Source organism: uncultured Pseudosulfitobacter sp. (assembly GCF_963976325.1).
GTDB lineage: Bacteria > Pseudomonadota > Alphaproteobacteria > Rhodobacterales > Rhodobacteraceae > Pseudosulfitobacter.
The window spans coordinates 692,223-705,679 of sequence record NZ_CAXBJW010000002.1; the positions used below are offsets into that span (position 1 = coordinate 692,223).

Genomic DNA, 13,457 nt, shown 5'->3' on the forward strand with positions numbered 1-13,457 from the left:
AGTCTGATGAGAAAATTCGTTATGGCCGCATTAGGCGGCACATTGGCGGGTGCAATCGCCACGACGCAGATCGCAGGCCCCCTGCTGGCGCAAGAGGCGACCCGCAATTCCAGCGTTTACGAGCAGCTTGACCTGTTCGGCGACATCTTCGAGCGCATCCGCTCGCAATATGTCGAAGAGGCTGAGCCGTCCGAGCTGATCGAGGCTGCGATCAACGGAATGCTGACATCGCTGGACCCGCATTCGTCCTATCTGTCCCCCACGGACGCGGACGCCATGCGCGTGCAGACCAGTGGCGAGTTTGGCGGACTGGGCATCGAGGTCACGCAGGAAGAGGGCTTTGTCAAAGTTGTCTCGCCCATCGACGGCACCCCCGCCGCCGAAGCGGGCATCGAAGCGGGCGATTTTATCACGCACGTTGATGGCGAAAGCGTGCTGGGCCTGACCCTGGATGCAGCCGTTGAAAAGATGCGCGGGCCGGTCGGTTCGGAAATCGTCATCACCGTGGTGCGCGAGGGTGAAACCGAACCTTTCGACGTTTCGATCATCCGCGACACCATCGAATTGCAAGCCGTGCGTGCCCGCGTTCAGGGCGAAACCGTTGTGCTGCGGGTCACCACGTTCAACGAGAAAACCTTCCCCAACCTCGAAGCGAAGCTGGCGGAAGAGGTCGAAAAGCTGGGTGGCATGGACAACGTCAATGGCTTTGTCGTCGATCTGCGCAACAACCCCGGCGGTCTGCTGACGCAGGCGATCAAGGTGTCCGATGCGTTCCTGGAAGAAGGCGAGATCGTGTCGACCCGTGGCCGCGAAGCTGCTGATGGCGACCGGTTTAATGCGACTCCGGGCGATCTGGCGCAGGGCAAGCCGATTGTGGTTCTGATCAACGGCGGTTCGGCCTCGGCTTCGGAAATCGTCGCCGGCGCGCTGAAGGATCACCGCCGCGCGATTATCGTGGGCACAAAGTCGTTCGGCAAAGGGTCGGTTCAGACCGTGATGCCGTTGCAGAATGGCGGCGCGATGCGTCTGACCACGGCGCGCTATTACACGCCGTCGGGCCGGTCGATCCAGTCGCTGGGCGTCAGCCCCGACATCGTCGTGCAACAGCCGCGCCGCAAGCCGGACACCGAGGAAGAAGACGGCCCGCCGTTGCTGCGGTCCGAGGCCGACCTGCGCGGTGCGATCTCGAACGACAGTCTGACCGAGGACGAGATCAACCAGATCAAGGAAGACCGCGCCAAGGCAGAAGCGGCCGCGGAGCTGCGCGAAGAGGATTACCAACTGGCCTATGCCATCGACATCCTCAAGGGTCTGTCGGCACTGGGCCCCAAGAACTGATCAGGCAAGGGGCGGCGCGAAAGCGTCGCCCTTTTTCCGTCCGGCCATCACAACAGCTAAGTGCGATCCTCTGACCGCAAGGCCTGTCATCCGGTGCGGATGACATTGGGAATTCGATCCGAATTCCATTTCCGACAGCGAGAAGCTTAAGCGGTTTCGACGCAATGGCGGCGGAACGCGCGTTTCAGCATGTCCAGCTCGGCCCGCAGCAGATCCATTTCGGCGCGGATGTCGTCGCCCAGCACCTCGCCTGCGATCAGGTGGAAATGCGACAGCGTCGTGCCGTCCGTCGCGTCGCTGATCACAAAAGTCTGGACCCCTTCGGCGATCGCCTCGGACGGGATCGGAACTTGCAACAGCCAGTGACCCTGCTGCGGGTCTTCGGTCAACTGCACGTTCGCGACAGGTTTGTCCAACAGACGTACGTCCAGTTTTGGCACATCCTTGCCCTCAGAGGTGACGATGCCCTGCCAGATGCCGTTGGTGATCTTGGTGCCTGTGACGGTCAGATTGCTCATGGTATTGGCCTTTCGTTACAGGGCAGCACGGGGGCGGCGCGAGAATGTGAGATCGCGCAGGATCACCTGATTCATTTCCGGCCCTTCAAAGATCAGATCGACCCAGACCTTTTCCACCCGCTTTTCGTTCAGGTTGGAATAGGCCAGATCGAATTCGACAACGATGTCCTCTTCGTGCAGGGGCAATTCGCGCACGATCTGTTCGGTGTTGGGGCCGTGTTTGATGTTCAGGCGGGCAAAGATTTCCAGCGGCTTTTCCATTTCGACAATGCAGGACATGCGCAGCAGATGCGTGCGCCGCAGGCCATCAGCCGCAGCATCGGGCAGATCGACCACAAGCGATAGGAACGAGCCGTCGAATTTGAAAACGTCCATGCGCAGCCCGTAGGGCGCGATGTCTTCCTCGCGGGTGTTGCGCAACTGGCGCAGGGTCAGCTCGCTGAGCTTGCAGTCGTGAAACAGGGTGACTTCGCTGCCCAGCATCGACTTGGTCTGGACCGACGACATGCCGGGACGGTGCAGCGGGCCGCGCCACAGTTCCGGTCGCCACGACCAGTCCGAATTGTGCGGCTTGGCAAAGCTGGTGGACCCGATCACCGGCAGCGCCAGACGTTCGTCGGCGGTGTGGATCAGCCTGTCGATATGAGCGCGCATCAGGCGGGCACTGTTGCGCAACTGGCGCAGGGTGTGCAGGTTCACGCTGCGCGCATTGCGGGCGGCACGCGCCCAGCGGCGCATGGTCCGCTTGTGCGACAGGCGTTCTAGTAAGCTGATCTTATTATCTGGCACGGGCCGTTTCGCCTCTGGTCTTGGTCGTGTGGGTATTTAACGAAATGGTTTCAGTCAAATAAACCGGCAATCGCGTGCGGGCTGCGAATTTTCGGGTTTGACCCTATTCTGTCGCAGTTGCCGCCTGGGCCGCCACCACCACCGAGGCCGCCGCCTGTGTGCGCGTGCGTTGCATCAGCCGGTCCAGCACTTGCCCGCCCTCGGGGCCGGTTGCCCCGCTGTCAGCGGTTCCGTACATCGCAAGGCCCACAAGATGCGATCCCACCTGACCGGTGCCGCGCCAGTAGGTCGCCGAAAGCCCCTTGCGGGCGGGGGCGGTGCCCTGAACCCGCAGCAACACGGCATCCTTGGTCTCGCGGCGGTCCAGCACGGTGCCACCTGACAGGGCCGCCTCCAGCGTCTGGGCGGTGATCGGCGGGGCGTCTGGTGGTGCGGTGGACAGGCTGACGGTGATCAGCCCCAGCGGCGCACCGTATGCGCCCTGTGGGTCGCCCAGGGTGTCGCAGCGCGCCAGCAAGGCAAAGCTGGGTTTCAGGCTGCGTTTGTCGATGCAGAACCCTTCGGGCGCGACCAGCGTCAGCGCGCCATTGGCCATCGCGGCCTGGCGCAGCGGCGCAGATGTTGCGCCGCCGCCCACGTCACATCCCGCAAGGGCCATCAGCCCCGCAAGGATGGCACCTTTACAGGTCCCAATATTCATGCCGCTCAAGCTTGGCGCCGGGGTGGGTGACCGCCCCTTTGTACGTCGCGCCAACCAGTTGCGCATACTTCCACAGCGCGCCTGCGCCATAGATTGTATCGCGCGGGCCTTTCCATTCGGCTTTGCGCTCGGCCAGCTCGTCATCGCTCAGCGCCACGTTGATGGTGCCCTCGATGGCGTTGATGGTGATCACGTCGCCGTCTTTCAACAGCGCGATCGGTCCACCATGTGCGGCTTCTGGTCCGACGTGACCCACGCAGAATCCGCGTGTTGCGCCCGAGAAACGGCCGTCGGTGATCAGCGCCACCTTCTTGCCCATGCCCTGACCGGACAGCGCCGCCGTGGTCGCCAGCATTTCGCGCATACCCGGACCGCCCGAGGGGCCCTCGTTGCGGATCACGAACACGTCGCCTTCTTCGTAGGTGCGTTGTTGTACAGATTCGAACGCATCTTGTTCACATTCGAAGACGCGCGCGGGGCCGGTAAAGATCTGGTGCTGGGCTTCCATGCCCGCAACCTTCACGATGGCACCTTCGGGCGCGATGTTGCCTTTCAGGCCCACAACGCCGCCGGTTTTGGTCAGCGGTGTTTCAATCGGGTAGATCACCTTGCCGTCGGCTTCCAGCGCAACCTTGTCCAGTTCTTCGCCGATGGAATAGCCGGTGGCGGTCATGCAATCTTCGTGGATCAGGCCCGCTTTGCGCAGTTCCTTCATCACGACAAAGATGCCGCCCGCCTCGTAAAGATCCTTGGCCACATACTGACCGCCGGGCTTCAAGTCGACGAAATAGGGTGTCTCGCGGAAGATGTCGCAGACGTCCTCGAGGAAAAAGTCGATGCCGGCCTCGTGTGCCATGGCGGGCAGGTGCAGGCCGGCGTTGGTCGAACCACCGGTGCAGGCCACGACGCGTGCCGCGTTTTCCAGCGACTGGCGGGTGACGATGTCGCGCGCGCGGATGTTTTTCTCGATCAGGTTCATCACCGCAGCGCCCGACGCCTTGGCGTATTCATCGCGCGACTCGTATGGGGCGGGCATGCCCGACGAGTTGGGAAGTGCCAGACCGATCGCCTCGGAGACGCAGGCCATCGTGTTGGCGGTGAACTGGCCGCCGCAGGCACCGGCAGAGGGGCAGGCGACGCGTTCGAGAATGTCCAGCTCGGCCTCGGTCATGGTGCCGTTTTGCTGGTGGCCAACCGCTTCGAACATGTCTTGCACGGTCAGGTCGCGGTCCAGGTATTCGGCAGGCACCGAAGCGCCCGAGGTCACGCGACCCGGTAGGATCGACCCGCCATACAGGAACACCGACGGCACGTTCAGACGGATCATTGCCATCATCATGCCCGGCAGCGATTTGTCGCAACCGGCCAGACCCACAAGCGCGTCATAGCAGTGGCCGCGCATGGTCAGTTCAACCGTGTCGGCAATCGCCTCGCGCGAGGCCAGCGACGACCGCATGCCCTCGTGACCCATCGCAATGCCGTCGGTGACGGTGATCGTGGTGAATTCACGCGGCGTGCCGTAGGCGGATTTGACACCCATCTTGACGGCTTGCGCCTGACGGTTCAGCGAAATGTTGCAGGGGGCCGCTTCGTTCCAGCAGGTGGCGACGCCGACCAGTGGCTGGTGGATCTCGTCCTCGGTCATGCCCATGGCATAATAATATGACCGGTGCGGTGCCCGCGCGGGCCCCTCGGTCACGTGACGGCTTGGCAATTTGGATTTGTCGAATTTGCCCTTGAGCATTTTGGCCTCCCGATGATGAGTTGCCCTTGCAATAACGGCCGACGGTATAAGGCACAAGATGCAAGGCAACCCCGCGCACAGTGCGTGGGCCGTTGGCGCACATCACCGCAGCTTGATTTCGCGCGGTGCTGGGCATACTTAAGTTCACCTACGTCCCTCAGGCCCGCGCGGCAAATCAGGCGGGTTCATGGAACGCACGCTTTTCAGCTTTATCTGGAAATACTCGAAACGCGATCAGGTGCTGTTGCTTCTGGTCACGCTGATCACATTCCCCTTTCTGTACGCCACGCTGGAACTGCCCAAGCGGATCATCAACGATGCCATAGGCGCCGATGCCGACACCGTCACCCTGTGGGGTGTGGATATGGGCAAGGTCCAATTCCTGATGGTGCTGTGTGGTATCTATCTGGTGGCGGTGCTGGCGCACGGGTTGCTGAAAATGCGCCTGAACACGATGAAGGGCATCGTGTCCGAACGGATGCTGCGTCGTTTGCGGTATACGCTGATTGCGCGGATGTTGCGGTTTCCACGCAGCTATTTCCGCACCACGTCGCAGGGCGAACTGGTCAGCATGGTCACCTCCGAGGCCGAGCCGATGGGCGGGCTGATGGGCGACGCGCTGGCGCAGCCGGTGTTTCAGGCCGGTCAGATGGCGATTATCGTGGTGTTCCTGTTTGCGCAAAGCGTCTGGTTCGGGCTGGCGGGCGTTGCGCTGATCCCGTTGCAGGCGTGGCTGATCCCCATGTTGCAACGGCAGATCAACGTGCTGAACAAGGCGCGGATCGTTCAGGTGCGCGCGCTGTCGTCCGAAATTGGCGAAAGCGCTGCCGGCGTGACCGATCTGCGGACCAATGGCGGCTGGCGTTACCGGCTGGCACAGTTCACCGACCGTTTGGGCCTGTTGTTTGATCTGCGCTACAAGATCTACCAGAAGAAATTCTTCATGAAGTTCCTTAACAACTTCATCACCCAGCTTACGCCGTTCTTTTTCTATTCGGTGGGCGGCTATCTGGCGATCAACGGGCAAATCTCGGTCGGGGCGCTGGTCGCGGCGCTGGCGGCCTACAAAGACCTGTCCAGCCCGTGGAAAGAGCTGCTGACCTATTACAACCAGGTACAGGATATGTCGGTGCGCTGGGACGTGGTCACCGAGCGTTTCAACCCCAAGGGCATGATCGACGCCGACAAGTTCGAAGGCACGCCCAGGACCATTCCGCATCTGGACGGCAACATCGTGCTGGACAACGTGTCGGTGCGCGATGCCGACGGCAATTCGGTTCTGGAAAACATCAAGCTGACCATTCCGGCGGCGGCGCGTGTGGCCATTCAGGTCACCAACCAGACCGAGCGCACGGCGCTGGCCGAACTGCTGACCCGCGAGGTGATGCCGTCACGGGGGCACGTGACCATTTCGGGGCATGATCTGTCCGATCTGCACCAGGCGGTGATCGCGGCGCGCATCGGCTATGCCCATTCGCGGCCCTATCTGTTCGACGGCACTTTGGGCAGCAACCTGTTGATGCCGCTGATGACCAGCCCGCGGACGGTCCTGTGGGACCCGGGCCTGAAGGACAAGGCAGGCATCGAAGCCCAACGCGCAGGCAACAGCACCGACAGCCTGGTGGCCGACTGGGTCGATCCGGGCATCGCAGGGCTGAACGATCCCGAGGACATCCGCGCCTGGTGGTTCAAGCTGATCAATGCGATTGGCATTCAGGACCAGATGGTGCGGCGTATGTTGGGGGCCAGCATTGATGTCGCCCTGCACCCCCAACTGGCCAGCGCCATCGTCGCCCTGCGCCCCGAGGTCGAACGGCGGTTGAAGGCAGCGGGCCTGGACGAGGTGGTGCACCGGTTTTCGCCCGATACGTTCAACCCGTCGGTGCCCCTGGGCGGCAACCTGCTGTTCGGCGCGCCACGCTACAGCATCAGCCAGCAGGCGCTGGTGGACGAAGGACGGTTTCTGCGGCTTGTTTCTGAACAGGGGCTGGCCGAGCAGGGCATCGCCATCTCGCAAACCCTGATGGAAACGCTGTTGCAGACCTTTGGTCGGGACGGCACCAACCACCCGTTGTTCATGGCGCTGGGCATCGAGGAAGAGATGTACGAACGGCTGGCCGACATTGCCGAGCGGCGTCGGGCAAAAGGCGATGCAGCATTGAACGATGAGGAGTTCGCGCTGTTCCTGACAGTGCCCTTTGCCCTTACCGCCGAACAGTTCGGCCCTGCATTCCCCGAAAGCTTCAAAGACGAGATCCTGAAGATCCGCTATGAGCACGGCGCTGCCCTGTTGGCGCAGATGGACGATATGTTTGTCCCGATCTCGCCGGAAACCTATCTGCCGCTGATGACGATTCTGGAGAACGCGCTGTACGGGCGCGCGTCGGCTCTGGCGGGGGCGCGCGCAAAAGACATCGAAACCCTTGTTATGGACCTGCTGGTTGAAGAGGGCCTGCAACAGTTGGTGGCCGAGACGATCTTTGACATTCCCACAGGGTTGGCCGGGGTCAAGATTCCGACGGTTATTCAGGAGCGGGCCGCCTTTAGCCGCGCGGCGATCAAGCGGCCCGACATTCTGGTGCTGGATCGCGCGTTGGCCAGTCACAACGGCGTTCAGCGCAGCGCAGCCCGCGCGGGGTTGCGCGACCTGTTGCCTGATTCGACCCTGATTTTCATGGAGGAATCCTTTGAAAACCCCGATGCCTACGACCTGTTCGTCGAGATCAAGAACGGGCGCATTGACGGCATTCTAAGCCATGACGCTGACGAAGAAGGCGGCGAAGGCGCTGACGATCTGCGGCGCAAGCTGCGGGTGATCGGGCGCACCGATCTGTTTGGCAAGATGGACGGGCGCAACCAGCGTTTGCTGGCCTTTGCCGCGCAGTGGTATCCTGTGAAGGCCGGTCAGCGGGTGTTTTCCGCAGGCGATCCCGCCGATGCGGCCTATTTGTGCGTCACCGGTCAGGCTGTCATGAGCTATCTTGACAACGAAGGCGGAAGCCATCCCATCACAACCGTGAACCCGGGTCGGGTGATTGGCGATCTGTCGATCATCATGAACGAGCCGCGCCAGATGGACCTGACCGCCACAACCGATTGCAAGTTCTTGCGGCTGGGCGCTGACGAGTTCCGCGCGGTGTACGAAAACGATCCCAAAGTGCTGTTGCACCTGCTGCAAACGGTGGGCACCCATCTGACCGGCGCGGCAGAGCTGTTGCGCGATGCGCGGGTGAATATGCCCAACCCCTCCAGCCCTGTAGGCCCGTCGCTTGAGGACGAAGAATGATCCGCCCGCCCGCCGCCTATGCCGCGCACCAGGGTTTTGTTGCGCCTGCCCGCGCCCACCCGGCGCTGTGGCGGCTGCTGGCGGGCGTGCTGCTGGGCGGTGTCGGCTATGTGGTGCTGAGCCAACTTTACCTAAGCGTGCTTTTGTCGGCCTGGCCGCCCGCGACTGTGCAGAGTTTTGCCCAGGACCTGCAAACCGGCAGCACACCCGCCGGAATGTTCGTGCTGCTGTTCAGCTTTGGCTTGATGACGGTGGTTCTGGCCTGCGTGGTCGTGATCCTGCACCGCCGGTCGCCGCTGACCCTGCTTGGACCGCTGGGCGACTTTGCGGTGCAGATGCGGCTGGCGGTCGTCGCGGTGGTGGTGCTGAGCGTGGCGCTGTGGCTGCTGCCGCCGTGGGGCATGGACCCGCCGATGTTGCCACAGTTGCCGCTGGGTCGGTGGACGGCCCTGTTGCCGCTGTCGCTGCTGGCGGTTCTGGTGCAGGTCAGCGCCGAAGAACTGCTGTTTCGCGGCTATCTTCAGCAACAACTGGCCGCGCGGTTTGCATCACCGCTGGCGTGGATGGTGGTGCCCTCGGCCCTGTTTGCGCTGGGCCATTATTCGCCCGAGACAGCGGGCGACAATGCGATCTGGTTTGTTCTGTGGGCGGGCATTTTCGGTATGCTGATGGCCGATCTGACCGCACGCACCGGCACACTTGGCACGGCCATTGCCGTGCATTTCGTCAACAACGTGATCGCCATGCTGTTCACAGCCATGCCTGACAACCTGTCGGGGCTGGCCTTGTATGTCATGCCGTTTGCCACGTCAGACGCCGATGCCGTGGCGCAATGGCTGCCGGTCGACTTTGCCATCATGGTGACCAGTTGGCTGGCCGTGCGTCTTGCCTTGCGGCGTTGATTGCAATTGTCGGACTTGGGCATTATCTGAGGGACCAACAGGCCAGCAGAAAGTGTACTCATGAACTGGATTAACAATTACGTCCGGCCCCGGATCAATTCGATTTTTTCGCGTCGCGAGACACCGGACAATTTGTGGACCAAATGCGACGAGTGCGGCACCATGCTGTTCCACCGCGAGGTCAGCGACAATCTGAACGTCTGCACCAATTGCGGCCACCACATGAACATCACCCCGCGTGACCGCTTTGCCGCGCTGTTCGACGGCGGCATTTTTACGCAAGTGACGGTGCCGACACCCAACACCGATCCGCTGCACTTTCGCGATCAAAAGAAATACCCCGACCGGATGAAAGCCGCCCAGAAGGCAACGGGCGAGGCCGAGGCGATGCTGGTCGCCACCGGCGAGATCGGGCGCACGCCCATCGTCGCCTGTGCGCAGGACTTTACCTTTATGGCCGGGTCGATGGGCATGTATGTCGGCAACGCGATCATTGCCGCCGCCGAAGAGGCCGTGAAACTTAAACGCCCGCTGATCCTGTTTTCGGCCGCCGGTGGCGCGCGGATGCAGGAGGGTATCTTGTCCCTGATGCAGATGCCGCGCACCACGGTTGCCGTGCAGATGCTGAAAGAGGCGAACCTGCCCTATATCGTCGTGCTGACCCATCCGACCACGGGCGGCGTGACTGCGTCTTATGCGATGCTGGGCGACGTGCATATTGCCGAACCGAACGCGCTGATCTGCTTTGCCGGGCCGCGTGTGATCGAACAGACCATCCGTGAAAAGCTGCCCGAAGGGTTCCAGCGCGCCGAATACCTGCTGGACCACGGGATGCTGGACCGCGTGACCCCGCGCACCCAGATGCGCGACGAGTTGATCAACATCACCCGCATGTTGCTGGGCCTGCCCCCCGCCGTCAAAGGCGATCTGCCCGCGCCCGAACCCACCGTCGAGGCGCCCAAAACCGCCGCCGCAACCAAGCCTGCCCCCGAGGCAGCGCCCGCGCCGGTGCCACCGAAGAAATGACCGCGCAAGGTTCGGATGTCATCCTGCAACGGATGATGGCGCTGCATCCCAAGATCATCGACCTGACGCTGGACCGCATGCTGCGTCTGCTGGATGCGCTGGGCAATCCGCAAAACAACCTGCCGCCGGTGGTCCACATCGCCGGCACCAATGGCAAGGGGTCGACCCAGGCGATGATCCGCGCGGGGCTAGAGGCGGCAGGCAAACGTGTGCACGCCTATACCTCGCCGCATCTGGCGCGCTTTCACGAGCGTATCCGGCTGGCGGGCGAATTGATCACCGAGGACGCGCTGAGCGCGGTTCTGGATGAATGCTATGCCGCCAACAACGGCGAAACCATCACCTATTTCGAGATCACGACCGTTGCCGCGATCCTTGCCTTTGCGCGGACCCCTGCGGATTACACGCTGCTTGAGGTAGGCTTGGGCGGGCGTCTGGACGCCACCAATGTGGTCGAAAAACCGGCAATCACGGTGATCACCCCCGTCAGCATCGACCACCAGCAATATCTGGGCGACACGCTGGCCCAGATTGCGGGCGAAAAGGCCGGGATCATCAAGCGCGGCGTGCCTTGTGTGGTTGGCCCGCAGGAAGATGACGCACTGGAGGTGATCGAACGCACCGCCGCCCGTCTGGGCGCGCCGCTGATGGTTTACGGCCAGCACTGGCACATCGGGCCGGATCACGGGCGCATGGCGTTTCAGGACGACACTGGCCTGCTGGACCTGCCCCTGCCCAATCTGATCGGGGCGCATCAGGTGCAAAACGCCGGTGCCGCGCTGATGGTGCTGCGCGCGCTTGGGCTGGATCAGGCCGCCTGCACCGCGGCGGTTACCGCGGCACAGTGGCCCGCACGGATGCAGCGTTTGCGCACCGGCCCGCTGGCCGACCGCGCAGGCAAGGCCGAACTGTGGCTGGACGGCGGCCACAACCCCGCAGCGGGCGAGGCGCTGGCGCAGGTGCTGGCGAACCTGCCCGACCGGCCCACGCACCTGATTTGCGGCATGTTGAACACCAAGGACATTGGCGGCTATCTGCGCCCGCTGGCGGCGCACACGGTCAGCCTGACCGCCGTGTCGATCCCCGGCGAGGCAAATACGTTGCCCGCTGAAACCACGGCCCAGGCTGCGACCAACGCCGGGATTTCCGCCCGCACGGCGGACGATGTGGCGCAGGCTTTGGACGCGATCCTGACGGCTGACCCCGACGCCCGCGTGCTGATCTGCGGATCGCTGTATCTGGCCGGGAATATCCTGCGCGAAAACGGCTGAAACCGCTGTTTCCTTGCCACAGATATGGGGCGTTCGCATTGGCCCATATTGACGATTCACTGGCCTGCGCTCTAGATGTGGTGCTGAAAAGGCCGGAGGGCGCTGCGCCCGAACCCGCCAGATTTTGAGAGCAGAGTTATGGACCGCCGCACGTCTCAGGCGTCCGACAGGGGCACGCAGCCCAAGCTGCGCCACCAAGAACGGACACCTTTTGTAACAGTTTTGGCCTTTGGCAGCGTCTTATTTGCGCTGGTTGCAGGGGGGTCGCTTTTGGTGATGTCCCAAGGGACGGTCGACGACGTGGCCGAGGTGCCGTCGGTTGCCGCACAAGACTGGACACAGGATGTCAGCCGTTCGGACGGGTCCATGCTGGATGCGTCCCCTGCCAACACTGCGCAGGTTCTGGGTGGGATGTCAGACGCCGAAGGCCGCCCGGTGGATGTGAAACGGGTGACTGACCGCGTGCTGGACTGGTACGGCTATTCGCCCAAATCAGGCCAAAAGCTGCAAAACCTGCTGATCACCGCGCTGTCGCAAGAGCAGTCAGATGCCTATATCGACACGATGCTGAACATCGCCGCGCGCCGTGGCGATTTCGTGGTGTCGGCCCACATGCGCAAGGCCAACGGACGCGTCGACACCGAAGGGTTGCTGGCCGCAATCGTGCGCTACGCTTCGGGCTGACCCCAGTCGGCGGCCATCATTTCGCGCAGGCGAGACGCGGTGCGCTCGAATTCGAACGTGCCTTCGCCTTCGACATACAACATTTCGGGCAGGGCGGCGGCGGATGCGATCAGCTTGACCTTGGCCTCGTACAGCGCGTCGATCAGGGTCACGAACCGCTTTGCCTCGTTGAAGTTGCTGCGCGACAGGCGCGGGATGTTGTCGATCATCAGCACCCGCACGGTGTCTGCAATCACCAGATAATCCCCCGGCCCCAAGGGTTTGCCACACAGGTCGTAGAACGGCGCGCGGGCGATGCCGCTGCGATAGGCGGGCAATTCAACCTCGCGGCCCTTGATTTTCAGCACCAGCGGTTCGGCCTCGCCCCCTGTCAGGTCGCGCCAGACCGCGTCCATGGTGGCGCGGGTTTCGGCTGAGATGGGGGTAAAGAAGCGTTCCTCGCCCGCCAGACGGTCCTGACGATAATCGCGCGGGCTGACCATTTCGTGCACGACCATCTTGTCCTTGATCAGGTCAATGGCGGGCAGGAAAAGCTGCCGGTTCAGCCCGTTCTTGTACAGCTCGTCCGGGTGCCGGTTCGATGTGGTGATCACGCATGTGCCCGCCTCGAACAGGGCGCGGAACAGCCGCCCGACGATCATCGCGTCGGTGATGTCGGTGATCTGCATTTCGTCAAAGGCCAGCAATCGCACGCTTTCGGCCACCTTTTTCGCCACGGGGGCCACCGCATCCTCGACGCCGTTCTGGTGCGCCTCGTGCAGGGCTGCGTGAATTTCCTGCATGAAGGCGTGAAAATGCACCCGCCGTGCGGGCACGTCGCCGAGGTGCTGGACGAACAGGTCCATCAGCATCGACTTGCCCCGCCCGACGCCGCCCCACAGGTACAGCCCCTTGGGCGCTTCTGGCGCCTTGCGGAACCAGCCGGTTTTCACGGGCGTGTTCAGCGCCTCTTGGATGCGGTCGAATTCATCCATCACTGCCACCTGGGCAGGATCGGATTGCAATGTGCCGTCTTGGGTCAACTGCGTGTAGATGGTGCTGAACTTGGTCATGCCCTGCCTTAGCCGAGCGGTCGCGCCTTGAAAAGCAGGGGGCGCGAGGTTCTCATCAAATTTCGTGACGTGACAGATTGAAATGCTGATTTGACCACCAAGCGCAATTGCCTAAGAGTTCGCGCATCCTTGTACCGGAGCTTGCAC

Annotated in this window: 11 protein-coding genes; 6 read left to right on the top strand and 5 right to left on the bottom strand. The window is 62.5% G+C overall.

Annotated features, from left to right (window positions below):
- Positions 1 to 6 precede the first annotated feature (6 nt).
- Complete coding sequence (locus tag AAC077_RS10555) at positions 7 to 1,338, top strand: S41 family peptidase (protein WP_339769266.1); 1,332 nt, start codon at positions 7 to 9, stop codon at positions 1,336 to 1,338.
- Positions 1,339 to 1,484: 146 nt separating this feature from the next.
- Here AAC077_RS10555 and AAC077_RS10560 read toward each other — a convergent pair whose 3' ends face one another.
- From AAC077_RS10560 to ilvD, 4 genes are all read right to left on the bottom strand, one after another.
- Positions 1,485 to 1,856, bottom strand: a complete 372-nt coding sequence (locus AAC077_RS10560; RefSeq protein WP_339769268.1) for a hypothetical protein — start codon at positions 1,854 to 1,856, stop codon at positions 1,485 to 1,487.
- Between the two features lie 15 nt (positions 1,857 to 1,871).
- Positions 1,872 to 2,645 carry a DUF6478 family protein gene (locus AAC077_RS10565; protein ID WP_339769270.1) on the bottom strand — a complete coding sequence of 258 codons (774 nt, stop codon included), beginning with the start codon at positions 2,643 to 2,645 and terminating at the stop codon, positions 1,872 to 1,874.
- Positions 2,646 to 2,748: 103 nt separating this feature from the next.
- Entirely contained in the window at positions 2,749 to 3,345 is a 597-nt protein-coding gene (locus tag AAC077_RS10570) for a hypothetical protein (protein WP_339769272.1), read from the bottom strand.
- Entirely contained in the window at positions 3,326 to 5,089 is a 1,764-nt protein-coding gene (gene ilvD / locus AAC077_RS10575; RefSeq protein WP_339769274.1) for a dihydroxy-acid dehydratase, read from the bottom strand. The genes AAC077_RS10570 and ilvD overlap by 20 nt, the downstream gene beginning before the upstream one ends.
- A 187-nt stretch (positions 5,090 to 5,276) precedes the next feature.
- On the opposite strand from ilvD, the gene AAC077_RS10580 reads away from it, so the two are divergent.
- The 5 genes from AAC077_RS10580 to AAC077_RS10600 all read left to right on the top strand — a co-directional run bounded on the left by AAC077_RS10580 (position 5,277) and on the right by AAC077_RS10600 (position 12,258).
- Entirely contained in the window at positions 5,277 to 8,375 is a 3,099-nt protein-coding gene (locus AAC077_RS10580) for an ABC transporter transmembrane domain-containing protein (protein WP_339769276.1), read from the top strand.
- The gene (locus AAC077_RS10585; RefSeq protein ID WP_339769278.1) at positions 8,372 to 9,277 is read left to right on the top strand and encodes a type II CAAX endopeptidase family protein; all 906 of its coding nucleotides are present in this window, start codon (positions 8,372 to 8,374) and stop codon (positions 9,275 to 9,277) included. The genes AAC077_RS10580 and AAC077_RS10585 overlap by 4 nt, the downstream gene beginning before the upstream one ends.
- A gap of 60 nt (positions 9,278 to 9,337) precedes the next feature.
- Positions 9,338 to 10,303 carry an acetyl-CoA carboxylase, carboxyltransferase subunit beta gene (gene accD, locus AAC077_RS10590; protein WP_339769280.1) on the top strand — a complete coding sequence of 322 codons (966 nt, stop codon included), beginning with the start codon at positions 9,338 to 9,340 and terminating at the stop codon, positions 10,301 to 10,303.
- A complete protein-coding gene (locus tag AAC077_RS10595; protein ID WP_339769282.1) occupies positions 10,300 to 11,574 on the top strand; it encodes a folylpolyglutamate synthase/dihydrofolate synthase family protein in 1,275 nt (424 codons plus the stop codon). The genes accD and AAC077_RS10595 overlap by 4 nt, the downstream gene beginning before the upstream one ends.
- A 276-nt stretch (positions 11,575 to 11,850) precedes the next feature.
- Complete coding sequence (locus tag AAC077_RS10600; protein WP_339769284.1) at positions 11,851 to 12,258, top strand: hypothetical protein; 408 nt, start codon at positions 11,851 to 11,853, stop codon at positions 12,256 to 12,258.
- On the opposite strand, the gene zapE is transcribed toward AAC077_RS10600, so the two are convergent.
- Positions 12,243 to 13,310: a cell division protein ZapE gene (gene zapE, locus AAC077_RS10605; RefSeq protein WP_339769286.1), complete on the bottom strand. Its 1,068-nt coding sequence runs from the start codon at positions 13,308 to 13,310 to the stop codon at positions 12,243 to 12,245. The two genes, AAC077_RS10600 and zapE, sit on opposite strands and share 16 nt — an antisense overlap.
- Between the last annotated feature and the right edge of the window lie 147 nt (positions 13,311 to 13,457).

Coding starts and splice junctions, on each gene's coding strand:
- AAC077_RS10555 (WP_339769266.1), top strand. CDS start 7: ATGAGAAAATTCGTTATGGCCGCATTAGGCGGCACATTGGCGGGTGCA.
- AAC077_RS10560 (WP_339769268.1), bottom strand. CDS start 1,856: ATGAGCAATCTGACCGTCACAGGCACCAAGATCACCAACGGCATCTGG.
- AAC077_RS10570 (WP_339769272.1), bottom strand. CDS start 3,345: ATGAATATTGGGACCTGTAAAGGTGCCATCCTTGCGGGGCTGATGGCC.
- ilvD (WP_339769274.1), bottom strand. CDS start 5,089: ATGCTCAAGGGCAAATTCGACAAATCCAAATTGCCAAGCCGTCACGTG.
- AAC077_RS10580 (WP_339769276.1), top strand. CDS start 5,277: ATGGAACGCACGCTTTTCAGCTTTATCTGGAAATACTCGAAACGCGAT.
- AAC077_RS10585 (WP_339769278.1), top strand. CDS start 8,372: ATGATCCGCCCGCCCGCCGCCTATGCCGCGCACCAGGGTTTTGTTGCG.
- accD (WP_339769280.1), top strand. CDS start 9,338: ATGAACTGGATTAACAATTACGTCCGGCCCCGGATCAATTCGATTTTT.
- AAC077_RS10595 (WP_339769282.1), top strand. CDS start 10,300: ATGACCGCGCAAGGTTCGGATGTCATCCTGCAACGGATGATGGCGCTG.
- AAC077_RS10600 (WP_339769284.1), top strand. CDS start 11,851: ATGTCCCAAGGGACGGTCGACGACGTGGCCGAGGTGCCGTCGGTTGCC.
- zapE (WP_339769286.1), bottom strand. CDS start 13,310: ATGACCAAGTTCAGCACCATCTACACGCAGTTGACCCAAGACGGCACA.